Below are 24,456 nucleotides of genomic sequence, written 5' to 3' on the forward strand. Positions count from 1 at the left end.
TGGTGTGCTATCCTCTGCGCGCTTGTAACAACAGAGAGATGCCATGTTCCGACTGTCTTTGCCTGCGGCAGCGCTGGCTGCAGCGTTCGCGCTGCCCGCCTGGGCGCAGGATCCACTAAGTTATGCACGCTACGACCAGGTGCGCACTACCGACCTGCACCTGGACCTGAAAGCCGATTTCGCGCGCAAGACGCTGGGTGGCTTTGCCGAGCTGTCCCTGAACTGGCTCGACAAGTCGGCGCGCACCCTGGTGCTCGATACGCGCGAGCTGAAGATCGCGCGGGTGCAGGTGCAGCGCGCCGATGGCAGCTGGGCGCCGGCGTCCTTCATGCTCGACAAGACCGATGCGAAAAAAGGCCGCGCGCTGCGCATCGCCCTGCAAGAGCAGCCGGGCAAAGTCCGTATCCATTACCGCACCGCGCCAAGCGCCAGCGCGCTGCAGTGGATGAACCCTGCGCAAACGCTGTCGGGCAAGCGTCCCTTCATGTTCAGCCAGTCGCAGGCGATCGAGGCGCGCTCCTGGGCGCCGGTGCAGGATACGCCGGCCGTGCGCTTCACCTACAGCGCGCGCATCGATGCGCCGGCCGGCCTGCGCGTGGTGATGAGCGCGGAAGGCGACCAGCACGCGACGGGCAAGGGCGGCTGGAAGTTCAAGATGCCGCAGCCGATCCCGGCCTACCTGCTGGCCATCGCCATCGGCGAGATCGAGCTGCGCAACCTGGGCCCGCGCACCGCCGTGTACGCGGAGCCGGGCCGCATCGATGCCGCCGCCTGGGAGCTGGCCGATACCGAGAAAATGGTGAACGCGGCCGAAGCGCTGTACGGCCCCTACCGCTGGGGGCGTTACGACATGCTGGTGCTGCCGCCGTCGTTCCCGATCGGCGGCATGGAAAACCCGCGCATGACCTTCCTGACCCCGACCATGATCGCGGGCGACCGCAGCCTGAACGACCTGATCGCGCACGAGCTGGCGCACAGCTGGTCCGGCAATCTGGTCACCAACGCCTCGTGGAAGCACTGGTGGCTGAACGAGGGCTTCACCACCTACGTCACCACGCGCATCCTGGAAAGCCTGTACGGCAAGGAAGTGGCGGAGCTGAACCTGCAAGTCGAGCAGGCCGAGGCCCTGGCCTCGCTGAAGGATATCCCGGCCGCCAAGCAAGCCTTGCTGACCAAGGATGCCGACGACAATCCCGATACCTATACCGACGAAGGCCTGGCCTACCCGAAAGGCGCCTGGCTGCTGCACACGCTGGAGCAGCGCGCCGGGCGCGAGGTGTTCGATCCGTTCCTGCGCGGCTGGTTCGACCAGCACGCGTTCAAGTCGGCGACGACGGAGCAATTCGTCGATTACCTGCGCAAGAACCTGCTGGCGAAGAATCCCGCCATCATGGGCGACGCCGAGCTGGAAGAGTGGCTGCACGGCAGCGGCATCCCGGCCAGCGCGCAGCGCGTCGATTCGCCGCGCCTGAGCGCGCTGGACGCCAAGCGTGACGCCTGGCTGAAGGGCGAGCTGGCCACCAGCGCGCTGGAGCCGCAAGCCTGGATCGCGCTGGAATGGATGCACTTCCTGAACGGCATCGACGGCAAGGCCAACGCGGCGCAAATGAAGGAGCTGGATGAGGCCTTCAAACTGCGCGCGACCGGGAACAACGAGATCGGCTTCCGCTTCTACCTGGCGTCGGTGCATGCCGGCTACGGCGTGCGCGAGCCGCTGAACGCCTTCCTCATGAGCGTGGGCCGCCAGAAGTTCGTGGTGCCTTTGTACAAAGCCCTGCTGGCCAACCCGAACGAGGCCGCGTGGGCCAAGGCGGTCTTCGCCAAGGCCCGCCCGCGCTACCACCCTGAGACCCAGGGCTCCGTCGATAAACTGATGAAGAAATGACTATGCTGAAGAAACCACTCGCCACCTTGCTGGTGCTGGCCTTTGCCGCCAGCGCCGCCATCGCCGCTCCAGCCCATGCGGCGCCGGCGGGCACGCTCGCCGCCAGCGCGGAAACCGCGCCCGCGTTCGACCTGGCGCGCGACGTCAACCTGGCGTTGAAGACTTTCGATGTGCCGGGCATCGCCATTGCCATCGTCAAGGACGGCAACGTGGTGGCGACCCAGGGCTTCGGCGTGCGCAAGCTGGGCGAGCCGGCGCCGGTCACCGCCAAGACCCTGTTCGAGATCGCGTCCAACTCCAAAGCCTTCACCGCCGCCGCCCTGGCGCAACTGGTGGACGAGGGCAAGCTGGGATGGGACGACCCGGTCACCAGGCACCTGCCCAACTTCCAGATGGCCGACCCGTACGTGACCCACGCGATGACCGTGCGCGACCTGCTGGTGCACCGCAGCGGCCTGGGGCTGGGCGCCGGCGATTTGCTGTGGTGGCCGACCACCACCTTCAGCACCGACGAGATCATCGACCGCCTGCGCCATGTGAAGCTGGCCACCAGCTTCCGCAACAACTACGCCTACGACAACCTGCTCTACATTGTGGCGGGCAAGATCATCGCGCAGAAGTCCGGCAAGAGCTGGGAAGAGGCGACCCGCGAACGCCTGCTGGCGCCTGTCGGCATGCACGGCTCCACCACCGACGTGGCGGACATGCTGAAGAGCGCCGACTACTCCGCGCCGCACAGCAAGATCAACGGCAAGGCCGCCGCGGTGAAGCCGATGCCGGTGCAGAACGCGGTGGGCGCGGTGGGCATCCAGACCAACGCCGAGGATGTGGCCAAGTGGATGCAGGTGCTGCTGGACGAAGGCAAGCTGGCGGACGGCAAGCAGCTGTTCAGCGTGAAGCAGGCGCGCGAGATGTGGACGCAGCAGACGCCCATGAAAATCAGCGAGCCCAAGCCGCCGCTGGCCGCCACCAAGCCGAATTTCGCGGCCTACGGCCTGGGCTTCCAGCTGCGCGATTATCGCGGCCGCAAGCTGGCCATGCACGGCGGCGCGCTGCAGGGCTTCTACTCGCGCATCGTGCTGGTGCCGGAAGAGAAGCTGGGCGTGGCGATCTTCACCAACGCGGAGAACGGCCCGGCGATGACGGCGCTGCAGTGGCGCATCCTGGACCATTACATGGGCGCGGCACCGACCGACTGGATCAAGCGTTACGCCGAGATGGAAGCGGAAATGCACAAGGCGGAACTGGCGCGCCAGGGCAAGCTGACTTCGGCGCGCGCGGCGGCCTCCAAGCCTTCGCTGCCGCTGGCGTCCTACAACGGCGACTACAACGACGCCTGGTACGGCACGGTGAACATCAAGCAGGAAGGCGGCAAGCAGGTGATGACCTTCAGCCGCACGCCGGACCTGACGGGCACCATGGAGCACTTCCAGCACGACACCTTCATCGTGCGCTGGAAGGAGCGCAACTTCAACGCCGATGCCTACGTGACCTTCTCGCTCAACCCGGACGGCAGCATCGAGCGCATGAAGATGGCGCCGGTGTCGACCGAGACCGACTTCAGCTACGACTTCGCCGACTTGTCGTTCACGCCAGCCAAGAAGCCTTGACTTTTTTACCAGCAGGCGCTGCGCACGGCGCCTGACAATTTTTATACAAAGGGGTGAGGTTCGGAGAGGCTCTTTTGTGGGCGATGCAGCATAATGGCGCCAGTCCTGTTTCTGGGAGTCCCAATGAGTAGCCTCATCCTGTCGATTGCCGTCGTGTGCGGCGGCCTGTTTGTCACTGTGTATGGCTTTGTTACCTTGATGAGCCATTTGCAGTCGCGCTAGGAAGTTCCAGCTCGAACACCTTGCGCTTGCGCGCCGCGATTTCCGTCAGGGCGCGCCGGAAAGCAGGGTAGCCGTTCAATAGCTTGTCGTAGCTGCCGTCCGCCATCGCCAGCTTCAATCCCCGCTCCACCCGCTCCGCCATCGGCCGGTTTTCCCGGCTCATAAAGAAATAAAACGGCACCTTATAGTGCAGGAAAATGGTCGGCTCGACCATCAGTCCCTGCTGGCCGTACTGCTGCTCCTCCGCCCACGCCTCATGCACGCCGCGCGGCATGTAGTCGAAGCGCTTCGCCTTCAGCATGGGAAAGAGCGAGTTGTAGTTGATGGCGGTTTCCACTTTCAGGCCATTGTGGCGCAGCACCGCCACCGAAGGCCAGTTGACGCCGGCGCCGGCGCTCAGTTGGCGCAGATCGTCCAGCGATTGCACGGAGCGGAAGCGCGCCGCGTCTTCTTTGCGGATCAGGAATACCCGGTAGTCGTTCAGGTCGCGCACCAGCGAAATGCGGATCGGCAGCAGCTCGCGTTCGCGCTAGGCGTCGGTGCCGTCCCACATGATGTTGATGACGCCATTGCGCTTGATTTCCAGCGCGCGGCGCGGGGTGGTCAGCCCGTGCGGGTAGAACTCGATGCTGAAAGGCCCTTCGGTCTTCTCCAGCGCGAGGCGCAGCAATTGCGGAAAATAGTTGGCCTGCGCTTCCGCGCCCGGCGCGACAGAGGGCAGGACGAAGCGCATTGGCGGCGCGGCCGCCGTGGCCAGGGTGGATGCCGCCGCCAGCAGCAGGCCGGCGGCAGCGCGTTGCAACGTCCGTAGCACTTACTGCGGCTTGACGAACTTCAGGGTCATGCGGTCGCTCTCGCCGATGGCGGCGTACTTGGCGCGGTCCTTGTCCTTGTTGGTGAAGGTCGGCGGCAGCGCCCACACGCCGTTCTCGTGGTTGGCGGTGTCCTTGGCGTTGGCATTGATTTCGGACTTGGCCACCAGCTTGAAGCCGGCCTGCTCGGCCATCTTGATCACATAGGCCTCGTGCATATAGCCGCTGCTGGCTTTCGCATCCTGGGTCATGGCGGCCGGCAGGCGGTGCTCTTCCACGCCGAACACGCCGCCCGGTTTCAGGCTGTCGTAAATGCTGGCCATCAGCTTCTTCATGTTCTCGTCGCCGGTGCCGATCCAGTTGTGGATGTTGCGGAAGGTCAGCACCATATCGGCGCTGCCCTTCGGCGCGTAGTTGTACACGCCGTTGCCCGGTTCAAAGGCGCCCAGCACCACTTTGTCGCGGCCCGGCTGCTTGCCCAGGAATTCCTGGAAGCGGGCCGCGCCCTTGCGCACGTTCTCGCTGGCCGAATCCGGGGTGGCGCCGGCGGTGATCAGCTTACCCTGGTCGCGCAGGTAGGGCGCCAGGATTTCGGTGTACCAGCCGCCGCCGGGCGACAGCTCGACCACGGTCATGTTCGGCTTGATGCCGAAGAAGGTCAGGGTCTCGTAGGGATGGCGGTATTGGTCGCGCTTGACGTTATCCGCATTGCGGGTCGGGCTGGCGACAGCCGCTTTCAGGGCAGGATCGGCCAGGGCCGCACCGGAAAAACTGGTGAAGCCAACGGCCAGCAGGCCGGCCAGGACGTACTGTTTCATGCAGGAGTCTCCTTTTTCGTTGGACAGACGACGCGGCGGGTCCGGTCGTCCGGCCTTGATGATCGGGCAAGCCGTCCGCCCGGTCAAGTGTCCGCGCGGACGGTGCGCGGACACTTCCCGGACAGCAAAACCGGTGCCAGGTCTGTCATTCGGACACGGGCTCTGCCGCGTAGCGGCCGAGCCCGTGTCCGAATGACAGACCTGGCACCGGTTTTCCCCCAATTGTTTCAGCTTTGTACAAGCTTTACACAATGGCATAAAAATTGCGTACGATTGGACTCCTGCAAGCTGTCTTAGGTAAAAACGATAACCCTGGAGAGACTATGGAACGACGTGCATTCCTCAACATGAGCGGCGGGGCAATGGCCGCCATGATGATGCCTTTTGGCCGCGCCATCGCGGCCGACGAGCTGATCAAGCCCGTGGAAGTGAAGTTCAAGAAGATGCTGGCTGATACCGCGCTGACCGCGGCGACCCAGGCCGGCGCCAGCTACTGCGATGTGCGCATCGGGCGCTACCTGAACCAGTTCATCACGACCCGTGACCTGAACATCGAAAACGTCACCAATACCGAGTCCGCAGGCGTGGGCGTGCGCGTGATCGCGAACGGCGCCTACGGTTTTGCCGCGACCAGCGATATGTCGCCGGACGGCGTGGCCGGCGCGGCGCGCCAGGCGGTTGCCATCGCCAAGGCCAATTCCAAGCTGCAGGCGGCCGGCGTGCAGCTGGCGCCCACCCCTGGCGTGGGCGAAGTGTCCTGGGCCACCCCGATCAAGAAGGATTGGCGCACCGTGCCGATCAAGGAGAAGGCGGACCTGCTGATCACCGCCAACAAGGGCGCGCTGGAATCGGGCGCTTCCTTCATCCAGTCCTTGCTGTTCCAGGTGAACCAGCAGAAGTATTTCGCTTCCACCGACGGTTCCTATATCGACCAGGACCTGCACCGCCTGTGGGTGCCGTTCTTTGCCACCGCCGTCGACAAGTCGACCGGCAAGTTCCGCGCCCGTTCGGACCTGGGCACCCCGGTCGGCATGGGCTATGAATACCTGGACGGCCGCAAGGAGGACAAGGTCAAGGCGGCGGGCGGCGTGGCGACGCTGTACAACCGTTCCTACGACCTGATCGAGGATGCCAAGGCGGCCGGCCGTCAAGCCAAGGAGAAGCTTTCCGCCAAGTCGGTGGAGCCGGGCAAGTACGACCTGGTGCTGTCGCCGGAACATATGTGGCTGACCATCCACGAATCGGTGGGCCACCCGACCGAGCTCGATCGCGTGCTGGGCTATGAGGCGAACTTCGCCGGCACTTCCTTTGCGACCCTGGACAAGCAGCAGTCGAAGAAATTCAAGTACGGCGCCGACCTGGTCAACATCGAAGCCGACAAGGTGATCCTGGGTTCGCTGGGCGCGGTCGGCTACGACGACGAAGGCGTCAAGTGCAAGAAGTGGGACATCATCAAGGACGGCATCCTGGTCAACTACCAGGCCACGCGCGACCAGGCGGCGGTCATCGGCGAGAAGGAATCGCATGGCTGCTCCTACGCCGACTCCTGGAGCAATGTGCAGTTCCAGCGCATGCCGAACGTGTCCCTGAAAGCGGGCAAGAAGAAGCTGACCCCGGACGAGCTGGTGAAGGATGTCAAAAAGGGCATCTACATCGTCGGCGCCGGTTCCTTCTCGATCGACCAGCAGCGCTACAACTTCCAGTTCGGCGGCCAGCTGTTCTACGAAATCAAGGACGGCAAGATCGGCCAGATGCTGGAAGACGTGGCCTACCAGTCCAACACCCAGGAATTCTGGAATGCCTGTCATTCCATGTGCGATGAGCGCGACTGGCGTATGGGCGGTTCCTTCTTCGACGGCAAAGGTCAGCCGATGCAGGTGAGCGCGGTGTCGCACGGGTCTTCCACCACCCGTTTCAACGGCATCAATGTGATCAACACCGCCCGCAAAATCGGCTGATCCCGGAGGATAAGGAATGAAGATCCTGAACCAGGAAGAAACCAAGCGCATTGCCGACAAGGTGCTGTCGCTGAGCAAAGCCGATGAATGCATCGTCACTATCAACGGCGCGCGCACCGGCAATATCCGCTATGCGCGCAACGCAGTGTCGACCGCCGGGCTGGTGGAGAACACCCAGCTGACGGTGTCGGTCGCCTTCGGCAAGAAGCAGGGCACGGCGGTCATCAATGAGTTCGACGACAAGTCGCTGGCCAAGGCCGTGCAGCGCGCCGAGGAGCTGGCCAAGCTGGCGCCGGAAAATCCGGAGTTCATGCCGACTCCGGACAAGCAGGCGTTCAAGGCGTCCACCACCTTCAGCAAGTCGACCGACGCCATCGATCCTGAGTACCGCGCGCAGGTGGCGGCCTACAGCATCGAGGCGTGCAAGAAGAAGGGTCTGGTGGCTGCAGGCTTCTTCACCGACCAGTCGTCGTTTGAAACCGTGGCCAACTCGCGCGGCGTGTTCGGCCACCAGGCGCAGACCGGCATCGACTTCACCTGCACCGTGCGCACCGAAGACGGGCGCGGCTCGGGCTGGGTGCGGCGCGATGCGCAGGACGTGACGCGCTTCGATCCGCGCGCCGCGGCGGAAGTGGCGATGGAGAAGGCGATCCGCTCGGCGGAGGCGAAGGCGCTGGAGCCGGGCCGCTATACCGTGATCCTGGAGCCGGCGGCGACGTCGGACCTGCTGGCGTACATGTTCAACAGCTTCGACGCGCGTTCGGCCGACGAGGGCCGCAGCTTCCTGGCCAAGAAGGGCGGCGGCAACCGCATGGGCGAGAAGCTGTTCGACGAGCAGGTGAACGTGTGGGCCGATCCGTGGGACAAGGATATTCCCGTGCTGCCGTGGGATAACCAGACCTTGCTGGCGCGCGAGCGCATGGACATCATCAAGAACGGCAAAATCGCCTCCCTGGGCTATTCGCCGTTCTGGGGCAAGAAGCAGGGCCAGCGCGCGATCGGCACGCCGGGCAATATCATCATGGCGGGCGGCTCCAAGTCGACCGAGGAGATGATTGCTTCGACCAAGAAGGGCATCCTGGTGACGCGCACCTGGTATATCCGCATGGTGGATCCGCAAACGGTGCTGCTGACCGGGCTGACGCGCGATGGCACCTTCTATATCGAGAACGGCAAGATCAAGCATCCGGTGAAGAACTTCCGCTTCAATGAGTCGCCGGTGACGATGTTGAACAATATCGAGGAGCTGGGCCGTCCGGAAGTGCTGGCGGGCGATGAGTCGCAGTTCCAGCTGTTGATTCCGGCGATGAAGGTGAGGGACTTTAACTTCACCTCCTTGTCGGACGCTGTTTAAACCGGTACTGCGGTGCCTGACCCGCAGGGTCAGGCACCCGGTCCGCGACCGCCGCGTCATCAAGGTGTCAGACCCTGCGGGTCTGACACCGGGTTACCGGTTTTAGTTTTTGGAGTAATTGTGGAACGCAGATCCTTCCTGAAAGTCGCCGCCGCAACCGGCGGTACCATGCTGGTCCCCGTCTTCGGTAACGCCATTGCCGCCGAAGACTTGATGAGCCCCATGGCGCGCAAGTTCAAAAAAGAGCTGGCCGACGCCGCCCTGAACGCCGCCACCAAGGCCGGCGCCAGCTATTGCGACGTGCGCATCGGCCGCTACCTGAACCAGTTCGTTACCACCCGCGACACGCGCGTGGAAAACATCGTCAACACCGAGTCGACCGGCGTCGGCGTGCGCGTGATCGCCAACGGCGCTTACGGCTTCGCCGCCACCAATGCGCTGACCGTGGACGCCGTGGCCGATGCCGCGCGCCAGGCGGTTGCCATCGCGCGCGCCAACGCCCGCCTGCAAACCGCGCCGGTGCAACTGGCGCCGGTGAAGGGCGTGGGCGAAGTGGCGTGGCAGACGCCTTTCAAGAAGGACTGGCGCACCGTGCCGGTCAAGGAGAAGGCCGACCTGCTGCTGGCCGCCAACAAGGCCGGCCTGGACGCGGGCGCCTCCTTCATGACCTCCAGCCTGTTCCAGGTCAACCAGCAGAAGTACTTCGCCTCCACCGACGGCTCCTACATCGACCAGGATGTGCACCGCCTGTGGTCGCCGTTCACCGCCACCGCGGTGGACAAGGCGACCGGCAAGTTCCGCACGCGCGACGGCCTGTCCTCGCCGGCCGGCATGGGCTTTGAGTTCTTCGACGCCAAACCGGAGCACAAGGTGCGCGCGGCGGGCGGCGTGACCCAGCTCTATAACGGCGGCTACGACATCATCGAAGATGCGCGCGCGGCCGGCAAGCAGGCGCGCGAAAAGCTCTCGGCCAAATCGGTCGAACCGGGCAAATACGACCTGGTGCTGAGCCCGGAACACCTGTTCCTGACCATCCACGAAAACGTCGGCCACGCCACGGAGCTGGACCGCGTGCTGGGCTATGAAGCCAACTACGCCGGCACCTCCTTCGCCACGCTGGACAAATGGAAGGGCAAGAACTTCAAGTACGGCGCCGACAACGTCAACTTCTTCGCCGACAAGACCACCCCGGGTTCGCTCGGCAATGTGGGCTACGACGACGAGGGCGTCGCATCCAAGAAGTGGGACATCATCCGCAACGGCATCCTGGTCAACTACCAGGCCACGCGCGACCAGGCCCACATCATCGGCGAGAAGGAGTCGCACGGCTGCTCGTATGCCGACTCCTGGAGCAGCGTGCAGTTCCAGCGCATGCCGAACATCTCGCTGGAGGCTGGGAAGAAGACCCTGTCGCCGGACGATATGGTGAAGGACGTGAAGAAGGGCATCTACATCCTGGGCCGCGGCTCCTACTCGATCGACCAGCAGCGCTACAACTTCCAGTTCGGCGGCCAGCTGTTCTACGAAATCAAGGACGGCAAAGTGGGCCAGATGCTGAACGACGTGGCCTACCAGTCGAACACCCAGGAGTTCTGGAACTCCTGCTCCGCGATCTGCGACCAGAAAGACTGGCGCATGGGCGGCTCCTTCTTCGACGGCAAAGGCCAGCCTAGCCAGGTCAGCGCCGTTTCGCACGGTTCCTCGACCACCCGCTTTAACGCTATCAATGTGATCAACACTGCCCGCAAGATTGATTAAGGACGCGACATGAAACTCTTGAGCAAAGACGAAGCAAAAAGCATCTGCGACAAAGTGATGGCCATGTCCAAGGCCGATGAGTGCCGCATCAACTTGGGCGGCAGCCGCAAAGGCAATGTGCGCTACGCGAACAACAGCGTGTCCACCGCCGGCCAGGTGGAGGACACCACCCTGGTGGTGAGCGTCGCTTTCGGCAAGAAGCAGGGCTCGGCCACCTGCAACCAGTTCGACGCCAAGTCGCTGGAAGCCGCCGTGCGCCGCGCCGAGGAAATCGCGCGCCTGGCGCCAGAGAATCCGGAGTTCATGCCGGCCGTGGGCAAGCAGGATTTCAAGGCGACCAACACCTTCAGCCGCAATTCGGATGCATTCAACCCGGATTTTCGCGCCGACGTCGCGTTCGCCAGCATCGAGGCGGCCAAGAAGGCCGGCCTGCAGGCGGCGGGCTTCTTTAACGACAGCGTGGGCTTTGACTGCATCGCCAACTCGAACGGCGTGTTCGGCTACCAGGAACTGGCGGGCCTGAACTTCACCGTGACCACCCGCACTAACGACGGCAAGGGTTCGGGCTGGGTGAGCCGCGCTGCCTACGATCCGAAGTCGTTCGACCCGCGCGCCGCTTCCGATATCGCGATTGAAAAAGCCCTGCGTTCGGTCGATGCCAAGGCGCTGGAGCCGGGCCGCTACACCGTGGTGATGGAGCCGGCTGCCACCAACGACCTGCTGAACTTCATGTTCAACGCTTTCGACGCGCGCTCTGCAGATGAGGGCCGCAGCTTCCTGTCCAAGAAGGGCGGGGCGAACCGCCTGGGCGACAAGCTGTTCGACGAGCAGGTGAACGTCTGGACCGATCCGTGGGATGCCAACGCGCCGGTGCTGCCGTGGGACCAGGGGTCGATGCAGGCGCGCGCGCGCCGCGACCTGATCAAGGGCGGCGTGATCACTTCGCTGGATTACAACCGTTATTGGGCGCAGAAGCAAGGCAAGGTTGCCACGCCGCCGGCGGGCAATATCATCATGGCGGGCGGCTCGCGTTCGACCGAGGAGCTGATTGCTTCGACCAAGAAGGGCATCCTGGTGACGCGCACCTGGTATATCCGCATGGTGGATCCGCAGTCGGTGGCGCTGACCGGGCTGACGCGCGATGGCACCTTCTATATCGAGAACGGCAAGGTGAAGCATCCGGTGAAGAACTTCCGCTTCAATGACAGCCCGGTGTCGATGCTGAACAATATCGATGAACTGGGGCGTCCGGTGCTGATCGGCGATACCGATGCGCGCAAGCTGATGATTCCTGCGATGAAGGTGCGGGACTTTAACTTTACTTCGCTGTCGGATGCGGTTTAAACCCGGAAAAGCGGGGTCAGACCCGAGGGTCGGACCCCGTCCGCGCAGCCTGCATTGGCAGGGTTAAGAAATGCCAGCTTACGACTTCTACTTCACGCGCCTGACCTACGAATCGGGCGACTGGGACGTGGACATCCGCATGCCAAGCAACGTGCTCAACTCGCTGGTCGAATACACGACCCTGAAAGTTGACCCCGTCGAGCGCATCGTGGCCCTGTCCGACCCGAAGATGCTGGAGGCGCCGTTCTGCTACCTGGCCGGCCACAAGCTGGTGCAATTCACCGCGGCGGAACGCAAAAACTTCGAGCGCTACGTGAAGGGCGGCGGCTTCGTCTTTGTCGACGACTGCAACCACGACATCGACGGCCTGTTCGCGAAATCGTTCGAGGCGGAAGTGGCGAAGATCTTCGGCGCCAAGGCGCTGCGCAAGATCCCCAACAACCACCCGCTGTATTCGGCCTTCTTCAAGTTCGACGGCCCGCCGAATACCTCGATGGAGTTGAACGGCTGGGGCGACGACCTGGTGCACGACTACCTGAAAGCCGTTGAATTCAACGGCCGCATCAGGCTTTTGTATAGCAATAAGGACTATGGCTGCGAGTGGGACTATGACTTCCGCAACAAGCGCTGGCTGGCAATCGACAACACGCGCTTCGCAGTCAATATCATTCAATACGCGTTGGGAGCATGACCGTGGCTGAAAGCGGCTGGAGCGAGAACGAAATCGGCGTATTGCACGCCAAGGTGAAGGCCCTGAAGGCCAGCATGGGTAAGGTTATCATCGGCCAGGAAGAGGTGATCGAATCGCTGATCATCTGCCTGCTGGCCGGCGGCCACGCGCTGGTGGAAGGCGTGCCGGGCCTGGGCAAGACCCTGCTGGTCAAGTCGCTGGCGCAGGCCACCGACATGGAGTTCCGCCGCGTGCAGTTCACGCCGGACCTGATGCCGTCCGATATCGTCGGCACTGAGATCCTGGAAGAAGACCACGCCACCAAAAAGCGCGAGTTCCGCTTCCAGCAAGGCCCAGTGTTCACGCAAGTGCTGCTGGCGGACGAGATCAACCGCGCGCCGCCGAAGACGCAGTCGGCCCTGCTGGAGGCGATGCAGGAGCGCTCGGTGACCTTCGCCGGCCAGACGCACAAGCTGCCGCGTCCCTTCTTCGTGCTGGCGACGCAGAACCCGATCGAGCAGGCCGGCACCTATCCGCTGCCGGAAGCGCAGCTGGACCGCTTCCTGCTGCATATCGACGTCGGCTACCCGAGCGAGGACGAGGAAATCGCCATGGTCTCGGCCACCACCCACGCCGGCCTGAAAGACGCCGAGCCGGCGATGGACGTGGAATCGCTGCTGCGCCTGCAGGCCCTGGTGCGCGATATCGAAATCGGCGAGCACCTGCTGCGCTATGCGACGCGCCTGGTGCGCGCCACCCGTCCGCGCGAGACGACCGTGGAGGCGGTGAAGAAGCACGTCGGCTGGGGCGCCGGACCGCGCGCAGGGCAGGCGCTGGTGCTGGCATCCAAGGCGCGCGCCCTGATGCAGGGCCGCCTGGCCGTGACGCGCGAGGATATCGGCCACATGCTGCTGCCGGTGCTGGCGCACCGCGTGCTGCGCAACTTCGAGGCGGAGGCGGACGGCATTGCCATCGCCGACATCCTGGCCGCGCTGCGCGACGCCATCAAGCCTGAATAATCCCGGTCGACCGAGCAATGTTGGAAACCCCTGCGCTGCTGGCGCATTCCGCAGACCTTGAGCTGGTGATCCGCCACGTGCTGGCGGGTCTCGGCCATGGCATCCACGCCGGCCGCGAACGCGGCGCCGGCGTTGAATTCTCCGAGTACCGCGCCTATGCGCCGGGCGACGAGTGGCGCCGCGTCGACTGGAAGCTGCTGGCGCGCGCCGACCGCTATTACGTGCGCGAGGCGGAGCGCGACAGCCACGTCGCGAGCTGGCTGGTGCTGGACGCCACCGCCTCCATGGCCGAACCGAGCCGCCGGGTGCAGGGCTTGAGCAAGCACTGGTTCGCGCGCACCGCGCTGGCTTGCGTGGCGGCGATTGCGCAGCGCCAGGGCGATGCCTTCGGGCTGCTGGTGCTGTCGGGCGGACGCATTGAATTCACGCCGGCCTCGCGCGGCCCGCGCCAGTTGCAGCGCGTGCTGGCGGCGTTACAGCGCGCCACGCCGTCCGGCGAATTGCCGGATGCGGAGACCTTGCGCGCCAGCCTGCATTTCGCGCGCTCGCAAAGCATGGTGTTTGCCGCGACCGACGCGCTGGACTGGCCGTCGCCGCTGGGCGAGGCGCTGGTGCGCCTGCGCCATATGCGGCATGACGTGCGCATGCTGGCCCTGCGCACCGAGGCTGAAGCAGAAGGAAACATCGCGCCGGGCCACGCCTACCGCGATCCGGAAGAGGGCGCGGGGCTGCACAGCTTCAGCCGCGCCGACCGTGACGCTTACCGCGCAGCGCTCGAAGCCCATTTCGAGGCCGTGCGCACCGCATGCCGCCGGCACGATGTGCCCTTGTGCGAGGCGCGCATCGAGCAGCCGCTGGTGGAAGTGCTGCGCGCGTGGCTGCGCAACCCGGAGGCGCGCCGGCCATGACCAGCATGCAGCCTTTGTGGTGGTTCGCCCTGCCGCTGCTGTTGCTGCCGGTGTGGTGGCATATGCGCAAACGCGAGCGCACGCGCACCGACTTCCTCGCCACGGCGCGCTTCCTGCCGGCGGCCTTGCCGCAGCAGCAGCGGGTGCTGCGCTGGTCCGACGTGCCGCTGCTGCTGGCGCGCCTGGCGCTGCTGGTCGTCCTGATCGCCTGGCTGGCGGTCTTGGCCATGCCGTGGAAGGGCGATACCGTATTTATCGCCGCCGCGCTGGAACGCTCCGCGTGGGCCGAGCAGCAAATCGCCGCCGCCGGCATGGGCAGCGCTGCGCGCCAGCCTTTGCCGGACGACGCGTGGAACTGGCTCGCCCGCAACGAGCATGAGTGGCGCCCCGAAGCGCGCTTCCTGATCCTCGCTCCCGAAGCCGCTGCCGCCATGCCCGCGCTCCCGCCGCGCCTGGCCCACTCCATCGACCTGCGCGTCGCCGCAGCTCCCGCCGCCGCACCGAAGGTCGCGGCACCGCGCGAGCGGCAGGTAGTGGTAGTGACGAGTGCCGACCGCCTGCCGCGCTGGCAAGCCCTGTTCGCCGCCTTCAGCACCGCAGCCGACGGCGCCCACCGCTACGTCCTCAGCGACGCCCCCAGCGCATCGACCGAACTGATCGTCTGGGACAAGCCCGACACGCAACCGCCGCCATCCTGGCAGGCCAAACTCTGGTGGCGCACCGCCGCCGCCACCGGACAAACCCAAAGCCCGCAAGGCCTCACCTGGACCGCGCCGCAATGGCCGCTGCAAGAGGTCGACGCCGCCCGCGCCCTGTACGAACGCTGGCAGGCCGCCACAGCGCGCCCGGCGCCGCACCCGCTGCCAGCGCAGCAATTCCGCGCCGAACGCACCAAACCACTGCCAACCCCGCTGGCCCGCTCTCCCGAATGGCTCGCCATCGCCCTGCTAGCGCTGTTTGCCATCGAAAGGACCCTGACCCATGTCCGCCGCCGCAGCTGACCACCTGGCCAGCGTGCGCCAGCGCATGCTGCAAGCCCTGATCCGGCGCCGCGCCGCCAGCTGGCTGCTGCCGCTGCTGCCCGCCATCGCGCTGGCCGCCGCCCTCCTGGCCGGCGCCTTCGGCCCCGCCGACAGCGCCAGTGCCGCCCGCGACGGCAGGGCCATCAGCCTCACCGTCCCCCTCGCCCTGGCCGCCGCAGCCCTGCTGTGGGCCGCCGCCGACTTCGCCCTCTGGCGCAAGCGCATCGACGAGCAGCTCCCCGCATGGCTGAACGCCGCCATCCCCGAGCTGGAAGACAGCAGCACCCTGCTGGTCGCAGCCGCCGGCACCCCGCTCGGCGACCTGCAGCGCAAGCGTCTGCTGGCCCGCATCGACAGCGCCCTGGACGACCAGCGGCTGCGCGGCATCGCCAACCAGAAAGCACGCTTCAACGCCATCCCATTGGCGCTGGCGGCGCTGGCCGCCGCCAGCGCCTGGGCTTACGCCCTGGCGCACACCCCGCAGCGCATGGCGCCGGCGGGCGGTACGCAAGCGACCAAGGCCGCCATCGCCAAAGCCGGCATCAGCCTGCACGCCATCCCGCCAGCCTATACCGGCGCCAAGCCCAGCGACGGCGCCCCGCGCGACCTGCAGGTACCGCAGCACAGCAAGCTTCGCTGGTGCGCCCACGGCGCCGACGCGACGATTGAACTGAGCGACGGCCACACCCTGCAGGCCGCGCAAGGCGGGTGCGCCGAAATGCTGGCCAGCGACTCCGTTTTCTGGCGCAGCCGCAAGGACGGCGCGCAGCGCTACACCATCCGCGTCACGCCGGACCAGGCGCCGCAAGTCGCCATCTCCGCACCCAATGAATCGGTCAGCGTCCTGAAGCCCGATGCGCAAAGCGCGCAGATCGCGGTCAGCGTCAGCGACGACTACGCCATCGTCAAAGCGACGCTGCATATGACGCTGGCGCGCGGCAGCGGCGAGAACATCCGCTTCACCGACAAGGAAAGCCCGCTGCCCGCATCGGCCGACCCGCGCAAGCGCAGCTGGAGCAAGCAATGGATGCTGAAGGAGCTGGGCATGGAGCCCGGCGACGAGCTGTACTTCTTCGTGCGCGCCAGCGACAACGCGCCCGAACCGCATATCGCCCAGTCGCCGACCTACACGCTGCGCCTGCCCGGCGCGCAGGGCGAGTCGCTGGAGTCGACCGCGCTGCCTTCCATGGTGAAGCCGGAGAACCTGCGCAGCCAGCGCCAGATCATCATCGACACCGAGCAACTGGTGGCCGACATGCCGCGCATCGGCGCCGCCGAACTTCGCGCGCGCAGCGAGAAGATCGCCGGCGACCAGGCCAAGCTGCGCCTGCGCTACGGCCAGTTCCTGGGCGAGGAGTCGTCGCTGTTCGGCGAGGAGGAGCATAGCGAAGGCGACGGCCACGAACACGGCGGCGCCGGGGGCGGCGGCGCGACGCAGGGGCCGGGCGGCTTTGGCACCGGCGATATCGCCTCGCAGTTCGGCCACGCCCACGACCAGGAAGGCAACGCCACCATCTTCGACCCCGCCACCAAGGAGGTGCTGCGGCGCGCCCTGGCGGCCATGTGGGACGCGGAGAAGCAATTGCGCGCGATTGCGCCGAAACCGGCCCTGCCGCCCGAATACAAGGCGCTCGGCGCCATCAAGGAATTGCAGCAGGCCGAACGCGTCTACCTGCACCGCACGGCTTTCGTGCCGCCCGCGATCAAGGAAGAGAAGCGCATGAGCGGCGACATGGCCGGCGCGGCAAGCTACCGGCGCGCGCAGGCGGCGGCGAACGAGTTGGTACCGGCCGATGTGCGCGAGCTGGTGCAAGTGCTTGGCGGCGACGGCGCGCTGCCTGCGTTGTGGAGCAAGGCAGCACGCGAGGCCGTGGCGCGCATGGCGGATGAAGAACAACGCCTGGCGGCGCAAGCGGCGGTGCAGGATGTGGCCGACGGCTGCCAGCCGTGCCGCGCCCAGTTGCGCGCCTGGCTGCGCGCGACGGTGTCGCAACCGGTCGTGCTGCTGCAGGCGCGCCCGCAGGCGCAAACGCGTTTCGGCCAGGCTTTGCAAGGGAAGGGAGCGCCGTGAGCGTGGATATTAATTTGCTGTGCAGCGGCGCCGCCATTGCCGGCGCGGCGAGCGCATTCCTGTATGCGCGCAAGAAGCGCTGGCCGGATGCGGCGCTGGCCGGACTGGCGGGCGTGTCGCTGGCAGCGTTGCTGGCCGCGCCCACGGCGCCCGGACCCGCGGGGCGGGCCGTGCTACTGGATTCCGAGGACTGGCGCGCAGCGCCGGCCGGCGCCATGCTTGCGCCGGCCGATGGCATGGCTGCTGCGCTGGCCAGTTTGCCGGAAGCGGACAGCATTGACGTGCGCGGCCACGGCCTGCACGAGGCGCAATGGCGCGACCTGCCGGTGCGCCGCGTGCAATGGCAGCCGGCGCAGGACGGCCTGCTGTGGCTCGATTTCCCGCGCGCCTTGCCGCTGGGCCGCAGCTTCGCGCTCACCGCGCGGCGCGGCGGCAACGCGCAGGCTGGCTGGCGCCTGCAGCTGCTGGCGGAAAACGGGCAGGTGCTGGCCGAGTCGCGCGCCACTGCGGCGACGCAGGCGTTGACGGTGCAATGGCAGCCGCCCATGCCGGAGTCGATGGTGCTGCAAGCGCGCTTGCTGGACAAGGAAGGCAAAACCGTCGCTCAAGGCCCGCTGCCGCTGCGCGTGCTGGACGCCGTGCCGCTGCAGGTGCAAGGCCGCTTCGGCGCGCCATCCTTCGACACGCGCGCCCTGAACCAGCTGCTGACCGATTCGAACGCCATCGTCGATTGGCAAACCACGCTCGGCAAATCGCTCACCCGCAGCGAGGAGGCGCGCGCGCCGCTGGCGCAGCCGAATGCCATGGTGGCCGATGCCGCCTGGCTGGAACGCGGCGGCTTGCGCAGCGCACTGGCGCAGGCGGCGCAAGGCGTGCCCTTGCTGGTCCTGGGCGGCAATGCGGACGATGCGGCGCTCTGGCAGCGCGAGCTGGGCCTGCGCCTGGCCGCGCTATCGGCCACCACCGAACAGGAAGATGTGCGCCACCTGGCGCTGCCCGGCGCCACGCTGGCGTTCGCCCCCGGCGCGCAGTTGCCGGTGGCGGCCGGCGGCGCGGCGTGGCAGATCGTGGCGCGCGACAAGGACGGCAAGCCGTGGTTGTGGCAGCGCGACTGGCAGAAGGGGCGCATCCTGTGGCTGGGCGTGCGCGACTGGCACCGGCATGCGATCAGCGAGCCGGCGGCGCTGGGTGCCTGGTGGCAGCAGGTGGTCGACCTGGCTGCCGTGGGCAGCGCGCAGAAGATGCGCTGGCTCGACGCCGAACCGATGCCGCTGGCGGGCCTGCGCAGTGAAGTGTGCGCGCAAGGCGTGGCCACTGGCGGCGCTGTCACCGTCGGGCAGCAAGCCTTGCGCTGGCAGGCGCGCGGCGACCGGGCGGATGCGGCGTGCGTCGCGTTCTGGCCCGGCAAGGCAGGCTGGGTGCCGCTGGCCAGCGGCGGCGAGCGCAGTGAGCTGTACGTGTTCGGCGCGCAGGACTGGCCGATGTGGCAAGCCGCCCTGCGGCACGACGCCACCGCGCGCTACGCCGGATTGGCGCTGCAACCGGTTGCGCGCGCGGACGCGGGGCACTCGGCCGTGGCCGCCGGCGCGGATGGCCAGCCGGGCGCCGGCGTCCCGCGCCCAGGCGCGGGCGGCATCGCCGGCGCGTTAGGCGGCGCCTTGCCGCGCTGGCTGCTCGGCCTGGCCTTTGCCGCCAGCCTGCTCGCGCTCTGGTGGCGCGAGCGGCGTTGATGTATCAGCCCTTGCTGGCCCACTGCTGCACATAGGCCGGCGCCTCCACCGCGCAGGCCGGATCGGTGACCGGCGCACCGCGCTGGTGCGTGAACGGCAGTTCGCCGACCCAGGCTGCGATGCCCATGTCCTCCTCGTCGTCCAGCGGCCCGCCGCTGCGCACCTTGCACGCCGCCTCCGCCAGTGCGATGCGCAGCACCGTCGTCGCGGCATGCTCCTTGGCGTTGCCGCCCCGGACTTCCGCATTGCGGCCCGGCGCCAGGTGTTCCATGAAGGCATCCAGCGAGCGGCGCTGCTCCGCCTCGTCCACCATTTCAAAGCGGCCGTAGATCATGACCGAGCGGTAGTTCATCGTATGGTTGAAAGCCGAACGCGCCAGCACCAGCCCGTCCAGGTGGGTGATGGTGACGCAGGCATCCTGCGCCATCAGCTGCTTCAGCATGCGGCTGCCGTTCGAACCGTGGATGTACAGGTAGTCGCCCTCGCGCCAGCAGGCGGTCGGGATGCAATGCGCGCCATGCGCGTCGCTGAAGGCGATATGGCAAAGGTAGGCGGCATCGACGATGGCGCGCACCAGTGCAGGTTCATAAACGGCATTGCCGGCGCCACGACGCACGCGGGTGCGGTCGGAAGGTGGATGTGATGTTTTCATGGCAACGGAATATAATCATTTGATGGCCCCTGCAACAGATCCAGGGGCAAGCAAAACCATGGAGCCACGTTTTTGGATTACTCGCTGCTGATCGCCAATTTCACCGCCAGCCACGGCCACCATGGCTGGCCGCGCCAACGCCTGCTGCACGAATGCCTGCGCAGCGCCATCCGCGACGGCACCCTGGCGCCGGGCACGCGCCTGGTCGCCACGCGCGCCCTGGCGGCGGAACTGGGCGTGGCGCGCAACACCGTGCTGTACGCCTACGAGCAGCTGAGCAGCGAAGGCTATGTGACGACGGACCGCAGCGGCACCGTGGTCGCAGCGCTGGCCTGCGAGCCGCGGCGCCAGGCCAGCAGCGACGCGCCGTACCAAGGCCTGTCGCAGCGCGCGCAAAACCTGCGCAATCTCACGGTCTCGGCCGCCATCGGCGCGCCCTTCGTGCCCGGCGTGCCGGACCTGCCCAGCTTCCCTATCGGCCTGTGGCGGCGCATGCTGGAACGCGCCTGGCGCACCCTGCCGACGGATAAGCTGAACTACGGCGACCCGTGCGGCGAACCGGTGCTGCGCGAAGCCATCGCCGACTACCTGCGCGCCTCGCGCGGCGTGGTGTGCGAACCGGCGCAAGTGTTCATCACCGACGGCAGCCAAAGCAGCCTTGACCTGTGCGGGCGCGCCTGCGCCGACGCCGGCGAAACGCTGTGGATGGAAAACCCCGGCTACGGCGGCGCCATGGCCGCCTTCCGCGCCGCCAGCCTGAAACTGGAGGCGATCGAGGTCGACCACGAGGGCATCGCGCCGCGCCCGCAGGACTGGCGCGAACGGCCGCCGCGCCTGATCTACACCACGCCCTCGCACCAGTACCCGACCGGCACCGTGCTGTCGCTGGCGCGCCGCCTGGCCCTGATCGACGGCGCGCGCGCCTGCGGCGCCCTGATCATCGAAGACGACTACGACAGCGAATTCCGCCACGACGGGCCGCCGCTGGCGTCCATGCAGGGCCTGCAGCCGGACGCCCCGGTGCTGTACTGCGGCACCTTCAGCAAGACCATGTTCCCCGGCCTGCGCATCGGCTACCTGGTGGTGCCGCCCTGGCTGGTGCAGCCGCTGGCGGCCATGCGCCAGCAATCGGCTTCGCGCGGACGCGCCGCCGACCAGCTGGCGCTGGCCGACTTCCTGCGCAGCGGCCAGTTCGCGCTGCACCTGCGCCGCATGCGCCGCCTGTACCGGGAGCGGCGCGACGCGCTGGTGCAGGCCCTGCACACCCACCTTGGCAGCATCGCCAGCGTGGAGGGCGCCTCGGCCGGCATGCACCTGTCGCTGCGCTGGCACGACCCGCGCCTGTCGGACGTGGAGATCAGCCGGCGCGCGCGCGCCAGCGAAGGCATCATCGTCAATGCCCTCAGCGTGCATGCGGTGGGGGAGGCGAGCCTCTGGCATGGCCTGGCGCTGGGCTACGGCCAGGTGGCGCCGGAACAGATGGATGGCCTGGTGCGGCGCCTGGCAAGTGTTGTACACCTGGCTGTATATGAAAATTTCCAGCAAAAGTTCAAATAGTTGATTAATTCGAACGACCGCTTGTTTTTAGAATGAACTAAATCTGGCCTGACCGGATGTAGTGAAAACAAAAAACATAACTGGGGCGCAATGAATCAGCATTTCCTGAAGCTGCGGCAGCATTACAAAGCCGACATGATGGCGCGTTACGGCGTCGACGAACAACTCTTTGACGAGACTAGCCAGTGTATTGCGCCGCTGGCCGTGCCTTTCGCCGCCCGCCGTGGCGAGCTGCTGCAGCGCGTGGGGCAAACCACGCGCGAGGTCTTCTGGCTGACCGGCGGTGTGGCCCGCGTGGGTTATGTGAGCGAAGGCGGCAACGAAGTCACGATGCGCTTCGCCACCGAAAGCAATATTGCCAATGCCTATGAAGATTTGCTGGAAGTGCGCGGCGAACAGCCATCGCGCTCCTTCATCGTGGCCGAGACCTCAGTGCAGGGCTTCCGCTTCGACTGGGAGCAGATGAGCGTGCTGCGCCGCCAGCATCCGGTGCTGATGGCGTACATGACGCGCATGCTGGAGTTTGCCGTCTCCAGCCAGGCACGCCGCTTCGTCACGCACACCGCATCCAGCGCCGACGAGCGCCTGCTCAACTTCCGCACCGAGTATCCCAACCTGGAACGCCGCATCTCGCAGAAAGTGCTGGCGTCCTACCTGCAGATCACGCCGGCCTACCTGTCGCAGCTGATGCGCCGCGAGCAAGAGGCCGCCTAAGAACAATTCGGGGTCAGGTCTGACAATCGGACAAACCTTGCGCGCAGCGCAAGGTTTGTCCGATTGTCAGACCTGACCCCGAACTTCTTGGCGCAGCAGGGTGGACATGTATTGCGGGGTGATGCCGAGGAAGGAGGCGAGCGATTTTTGCGAGATGCGGTGCTCGAGGCCGGGGTATTGCTCGCGGAAGGCGGCCAGGCGGCAATTGGCGGAAGTCATGCTGCGGATCAGGCAGCTCTGCGAGTAGCGCCGAATCGAGTGTTCCGAGACCTTCAGGTAGTACTCGCGCATCATGCTGTGCTCTTCGCGCAGCCGGGCCAGGGTCGCCCATTCCACCCGCACGGCGGTGACCGGCGTTTCGGCGATGATGAATTCCTGCGCGGGCTGGCCGTCGGCGGCGGCCAGCAGGTCGTGGTGCGAGCCGCAGGAGTCGCCTTCGGCGGAGAAAGCCATGGTGACGTCGCTGCCGTCGCGGGTCAGCATGCCGCGCCGCGCCACGCCGCGGTACAGCCAGTAGGCGACGCTGGCGGGCACGCCGGCGCGTTGCAGGTAGTCGCCTTTGCGGAACTGCAGCTGGGTGACGTGCGGCGCAAGTAAACGATTGAATTCATCGAACAGTTCGCGCGAGACGCCGATCCGGCTCATGGTGTAGGCGCTGAACTCTTCGCGCTGTTGTAGGAATACGTCGGGCATCGCAGTCTAATCTTGGTCTAAATGGCAATATTGTTTCCGTTTTGAAACAAGACGCTCCGCAATATAAACTACTGTCAGGAGCGCTGCAATAGCAGCAACGTAATGTTGGGCGGTCCTGCCACATTTTAATAAGTGCCTGAAAAACTTCAACTATTTAAACGAATGGCACAGCCGGCTGTAGCTATACTACGCGCCCGCTGACGGCAGGGGTCATGGATTGTGTGAAGGCGCCGGGCGGCATCGGCGACAGCGCGCACGGCGCGCGTCGAGTCAGGCCGAACGGAGCGGACGGGGGCCGCAGGGGCGTTGGCGGGGGGGGCGGGCAAGGCGGCGCGAATGCCGCCCGGGACGGTGGTAACCGTTTTCCTGCTGGGGTTAACTTTCCATCCAGTCGCGCAGCCCGTCGACCCAAGGGCGGGCGTCCAGGTTCATGCTTTTGCGGATCTGGGCGGCACGCTCGTAGAGCTCGGAAAAATCGATCGACGGGGCGCGCTTGAAGGCGATCACCACGATATTGGCGTCGTGCACCTCGGGCAGCCAGACCACGGCGTCGAACACCTGCTCCATGTGCTCCAGGTTCTTGCCGTAGTTGTCGAACTCGCCGAAGACATTGGTGGTCATGATGCCGTCCGGCCCCAGGCAGTCGGCGCAGCCCTGGTAGAACTCGGGCGTGTCGAGCACCGGGCCGCGCGCCTCCTCGTCGTACAGGTCCACCTGCAGCACATCGACCGTGCCGTGGTTGCGCGCGTCCAGCACGAAATCCATGGCGTTCATCTGCCGCACGTCGAGCCGGCCGTCGTTCGGCGGCAGGGCGAATTTTTCCTCGCAGATGGCGATCACATTGGGATTGAGCTCGATCGCCGTGACGCGCGCCTTGGGGAACTGGCGGTAGCTGAATTTGGTGAGGGCGGCGCTGCCCAGGCCGAGCTGCACGATGTGGCGCGGCGCGTGCTGGAACAGGGTCCACATCATCATCATGCGCACGTAGTCGAGCTCGATCAGGTCGGGCTTGTTGATGCGCATCGCACCCTGCACCCAGGACGTGCCCAGGTGCAGCGAACGTACGCCTTCGAACTCCGTGATGGTGGCGGGCGGGAAGCCCGGCTGCTTAAATCGTTGGTTTTCCATGCCGGTAGTTTACCAGCCCGCTCCCGCCCACCACGGCCAGGCCGGCCAGCAGCAGCAGCCAGGCCGAGGGTTCCGGCACCGCGCTGATATTGAGCGTGCCGGAATAGCTGGCCGAGGCTGGGCCCACGCCGCCGGGCGTATCGACATAGCCCATCACGGTCAGCACCAGCGGGCCCATGATGGTGGTTGGCGTCAGGAAGCCGTATTCAAAGATGCCGGGCCCGGTCAGGTTCATGAGGTAGCCGTTGATGGCGGCCGCAGTCAATGTCACGTCGGCCGCCGGCGCAAAGCCGATGCTGACCAGGCTGGCGTCGACGAAGAAGGTGCCATTGCTGGGCGAGAAATTAAAGATGTCGGTAAAGCTGCCCAGCTCGATGTGCGTGACGCCGAAGCCGGCGGACTGGCTGCCGGCGCTGCCGCCCAGGTTGACATTGCTGGTCAGGTCGTCGGCCTGGGCCGCTGGGGCCGCCGCCAGCAGGGCTGCCAGCGCGCTGGCGGGCAGCAAGGTGCGCATCTCCATGATCGTTCTCC

21 protein-coding genes are annotated in these 24,456 nt (G+C 66.1%); 14 read left to right on the plus strand and 7 right to left on the minus strand.

The window, feature by feature from the left end:
- Positions 1-43: 43 nt before the first annotated feature.
- Positions 44-1,885, plus strand: a complete 1,842-nt coding sequence (locus GTP41_RS21855; protein ID WP_161027706.1) for a M1 family metallopeptidase — start codon at positions 44-46, stop codon at positions 1,883-1,885.
- Positions 1,882-3,495 (plus strand): serine hydrolase, encoded by a 1,614-nt coding sequence (locus GTP41_RS21860; RefSeq protein WP_161027707.1) that lies wholly within the window; start codon positions 1,882-1,884, stop codon positions 3,493-3,495. The genes GTP41_RS21855 and GTP41_RS21860 overlap by 4 nt, the downstream gene beginning before the upstream one ends.
- A gap of 190 nt (positions 3,496-3,685) precedes the next feature.
- Here GTP41_RS21860 and GTP41_RS21865 read toward each other — a convergent pair whose 3' ends face one another.
- The 3 genes from GTP41_RS21865 to GTP41_RS21875 are packed head-to-tail and all read right to left on the minus strand — an operon-like array spanning position 3,686 to position 5,347.
- Positions 3,686-4,210 carry a transporter substrate-binding domain-containing protein gene (locus tag GTP41_RS21865; RefSeq protein WP_161027708.1) on the minus strand — a complete coding sequence of 175 codons (525 nt, stop codon included), beginning with the start codon at positions 4,208-4,210 and terminating at the stop codon, positions 3,686-3,688.
- Positions 4,211-4,246: 36 nt separating this feature from the next.
- Positions 4,247-4,531, minus strand: a complete 285-nt coding sequence (locus GTP41_RS21870) for a hypothetical protein (RefSeq protein ID WP_161027709.1) — start codon at positions 4,529-4,531, stop codon at positions 4,247-4,249.
- Positions 4,532-5,347: a class I SAM-dependent methyltransferase gene (locus GTP41_RS21875; protein WP_161027710.1), complete on the minus strand. Its 816-nt coding sequence runs from the start codon at positions 5,345-5,347 to the stop codon at positions 4,532-4,534.
- A gap of 323 nt (positions 5,348-5,670) precedes the next feature.
- On the opposite strand from GTP41_RS21875, the gene GTP41_RS21880 reads away from it, so the two are divergent.
- The 10 genes from GTP41_RS21880 (at position 5,671) to GTP41_RS21925 (ending at position 19,181) form a co-directional block, all read left to right on the plus strand.
- Positions 5,671-7,305, plus strand: a complete 1,635-nt coding sequence (locus tag GTP41_RS21880; RefSeq protein ID WP_161027711.1) for a TldD/PmbA family protein — start codon at positions 5,671-5,673, stop codon at positions 7,303-7,305.
- Positions 7,306-7,321: 16 nt separating this feature from the next.
- Positions 7,322-8,659 (plus strand): TldD/PmbA family protein, encoded by a 1,338-nt coding sequence (locus tag GTP41_RS21885; RefSeq protein ID WP_161027712.1) that lies wholly within the window; start codon positions 7,322-7,324, stop codon positions 8,657-8,659.
- Positions 8,660-8,779: 120 nt separating this feature from the next.
- Positions 8,780-10,417 carry a TldD/PmbA family protein gene (locus tag GTP41_RS21890; protein WP_161027713.1) on the plus strand — a complete coding sequence of 546 codons (1,638 nt, stop codon included), beginning with the start codon at positions 8,780-8,782 and terminating at the stop codon, positions 10,415-10,417.
- A gap of 9 nt (positions 10,418-10,426) precedes the next feature.
- The gene (locus tag GTP41_RS21895) at positions 10,427-11,761 is read left to right on the plus strand and encodes a TldD/PmbA family protein (RefSeq protein WP_161027714.1); all 1,335 of its coding nucleotides are present in this window, start codon (positions 10,427-10,429) and stop codon (positions 11,759-11,761) included.
- Positions 11,762-11,831: 70 nt separating this feature from the next.
- Positions 11,832-12,452 (plus strand): DUF4159 domain-containing protein, encoded by a 621-nt coding sequence (locus tag GTP41_RS21900; protein ID WP_161027715.1) that lies wholly within the window; start codon positions 11,832-11,834, stop codon positions 12,450-12,452.
- Positions 12,449-13,450: an AAA family ATPase gene (locus GTP41_RS21905; RefSeq protein WP_161027716.1), complete on the plus strand. Its 1,002-nt coding sequence runs from the start codon at positions 12,449-12,451 to the stop codon at positions 13,448-13,450. Before GTP41_RS21900 ends, GTP41_RS21905 begins: the two co-directional genes overlap by 4 nt.
- Positions 13,451-13,467: 17 nt before the next feature.
- Positions 13,468-14,358 (plus strand): DUF58 domain-containing protein, encoded by an 891-nt coding sequence (locus GTP41_RS21910; protein ID WP_161027717.1) that lies wholly within the window; start codon positions 13,468-13,470, stop codon positions 14,356-14,358.
- Entirely contained in the window at positions 14,355-15,359 is a 1,005-nt protein-coding gene (locus GTP41_RS21915) for a hypothetical protein (protein ID WP_161027718.1), read from the plus strand. The genes GTP41_RS21910 and GTP41_RS21915 overlap by 4 nt, the downstream gene beginning before the upstream one ends.
- Positions 15,340-17,451 carry a DUF4175 family protein gene (locus GTP41_RS21920; RefSeq protein WP_161027719.1) on the plus strand — a complete coding sequence of 704 codons (2,112 nt, stop codon included), beginning with the start codon at positions 15,340-15,342 and terminating at the stop codon, positions 17,449-17,451. The genes GTP41_RS21915 and GTP41_RS21920 overlap by 20 nt, the downstream gene beginning before the upstream one ends.
- Before the next feature lie 2 nt (positions 17,452-17,453).
- On the plus strand, positions 17,454-19,181 hold the full coding sequence (locus tag GTP41_RS21925; RefSeq protein ID WP_161027720.1) for a hypothetical protein: 1,728 nt from the start codon (positions 17,454-17,456) through the stop codon (positions 19,179-19,181).
- A gap of 4 nt (positions 19,182-19,185) precedes the next feature.
- On the opposite strand, the gene GTP41_RS21930 is transcribed toward GTP41_RS21925, so the two are convergent.
- Complete coding sequence (locus GTP41_RS21930; RefSeq protein WP_161027721.1) at positions 19,186-19,833, minus strand: pyridoxamine 5'-phosphate oxidase family protein; 648 nt, start codon at positions 19,831-19,833, stop codon at positions 19,186-19,188.
- A 72-nt stretch (positions 19,834-19,905) separates the two neighbouring features.
- On the opposite strand from GTP41_RS21930, the gene pdxR reads away from it, so the two are divergent.
- The gene (gene pdxR / locus GTP41_RS21935; protein WP_161027722.1) at positions 19,906-21,390 is read left to right on the plus strand and encodes a MocR-like pyridoxine biosynthesis transcription factor PdxR; all 1,485 of its coding nucleotides are present in this window, start codon (positions 19,906-19,908) and stop codon (positions 21,388-21,390) included.
- A gap of 90 nt (positions 21,391-21,480) precedes the next feature.
- Positions 21,481-22,104 (plus strand): Crp/Fnr family transcriptional regulator, encoded by a 624-nt coding sequence (locus GTP41_RS21940; protein WP_161027723.1) that lies wholly within the window; start codon positions 21,481-21,483, stop codon positions 22,102-22,104.
- 66 nt (positions 22,105-22,170) lie between these two features.
- On the opposite strand, the gene GTP41_RS21945 is transcribed toward GTP41_RS21940, so the two are convergent.
- From GTP41_RS21945 to GTP41_RS21955, 3 genes are all read right to left on the minus strand, one after another.
- Complete coding sequence (locus GTP41_RS21945) at positions 22,171-22,797, minus strand: Crp/Fnr family transcriptional regulator (protein ID WP_229503004.1); 627 nt, start codon at positions 22,795-22,797, stop codon at positions 22,171-22,173.
- Between the two features lie 375 nt (positions 22,798-23,172).
- Positions 23,173-23,925, minus strand: coding sequence for a spermine/spermidine synthase domain-containing protein (locus GTP41_RS21950; RefSeq protein WP_161027724.1), 753 nt, complete (start codon positions 23,923-23,925; stop codon positions 23,173-23,175).
- Positions 23,906-24,445 (minus strand): FxDxF family PEP-CTERM protein, encoded by a 540-nt coding sequence (locus GTP41_RS21955; protein ID WP_161027725.1) that lies wholly within the window; start codon positions 24,443-24,445, stop codon positions 23,906-23,908. The genes GTP41_RS21950 and GTP41_RS21955 overlap by 20 nt, the downstream gene beginning before the upstream one ends.
- Positions 24,446-24,456: the final 11 nt, after the last annotated feature.

This window comes from Pseudoduganella guangdongensis, assembly GCF_009857475.1.
GTDB lineage: Bacteria > Pseudomonadota > Gammaproteobacteria > Burkholderiales > Burkholderiaceae_D > Rugamonas > Rugamonas guangdongensis.

Bases quoted from the DNA above. Each gene is read 5' to 3' on its own strand.
- GTP41_RS21905 (WP_161027716.1), top strand. From the start codon at position 12,449: ATGACCGTGGCTGAAAGCGGCTGGAGCGAGAACGAAATCGGCGTATTG.
- GTP41_RS21915 (WP_161027718.1), top strand. From the start codon at position 14,355: ATGACCAGCATGCAGCCTTTGTGGTGGTTCGCCCTGCCGCTGCTGTTG.
- GTP41_RS21930 (WP_161027721.1), bottom strand. From the start codon at position 19,833: ATGAAAACATCACATCCACCTTCCGACCGCACCCGCGTGCGTCGTGGC.
- GTP41_RS21940 (WP_161027723.1), top strand. From the start codon at position 21,481: ATGAATCAGCATTTCCTGAAGCTGCGGCAGCATTACAAAGCCGACATG.
- GTP41_RS21875 (WP_161027710.1), bottom strand. From the start codon at position 5,347: ATGAAACAGTACGTCCTGGCCGGCCTGCTGGCCGTTGGCTTCACCAGT.
- GTP41_RS21860 (WP_161027707.1), top strand. From the start codon at position 1,882: ATGACTATGCTGAAGAAACCACTCGCCACCTTGCTGGTGCTGGCCTTT.
- GTP41_RS21910 (WP_161027717.1), top strand. From the start codon at position 13,468: ATGTTGGAAACCCCTGCGCTGCTGGCGCATTCCGCAGACCTTGAGCTG.
- GTP41_RS21950 (WP_161027724.1), bottom strand. From the start codon at position 23,925: ATGGAAAACCAACGATTTAAGCAGCCGGGCTTCCCGCCCGCCACCATC.
- GTP41_RS21900 (WP_161027715.1), top strand. From the start codon at position 11,832: ATGCCAGCTTACGACTTCTACTTCACGCGCCTGACCTACGAATCGGGC.
- GTP41_RS21880 (WP_161027711.1), top strand. From the start codon at position 5,671: ATGGAACGACGTGCATTCCTCAACATGAGCGGCGGGGCAATGGCCGCC.
- GTP41_RS21895 (WP_161027714.1), top strand. From the start codon at position 10,427: ATGAAACTCTTGAGCAAAGACGAAGCAAAAAGCATCTGCGACAAAGTG.
- GTP41_RS21945 (WP_229503004.1), bottom strand. From the start codon at position 22,797: ATGCCCGACGTATTCCTACAACAGCGCGAAGAGTTCAGCGCCTACACC.
- GTP41_RS21885 (WP_161027712.1), top strand. From the start codon at position 7,322: ATGAAGATCCTGAACCAGGAAGAAACCAAGCGCATTGCCGACAAGGTG.
- GTP41_RS21920 (WP_161027719.1), top strand. From the start codon at position 15,340: ATGTCCGCCGCCGCAGCTGACCACCTGGCCAGCGTGCGCCAGCGCATG.
- GTP41_RS21955 (WP_161027725.1), bottom strand. From the start codon at position 24,445: ATGGAGATGCGCACCTTGCTGCCCGCCAGCGCGCTGGCAGCCCTGCTG.
- GTP41_RS21855 (WP_161027706.1), top strand. From the start codon at position 44: ATGTTCCGACTGTCTTTGCCTGCGGCAGCGCTGGCTGCAGCGTTCGCG.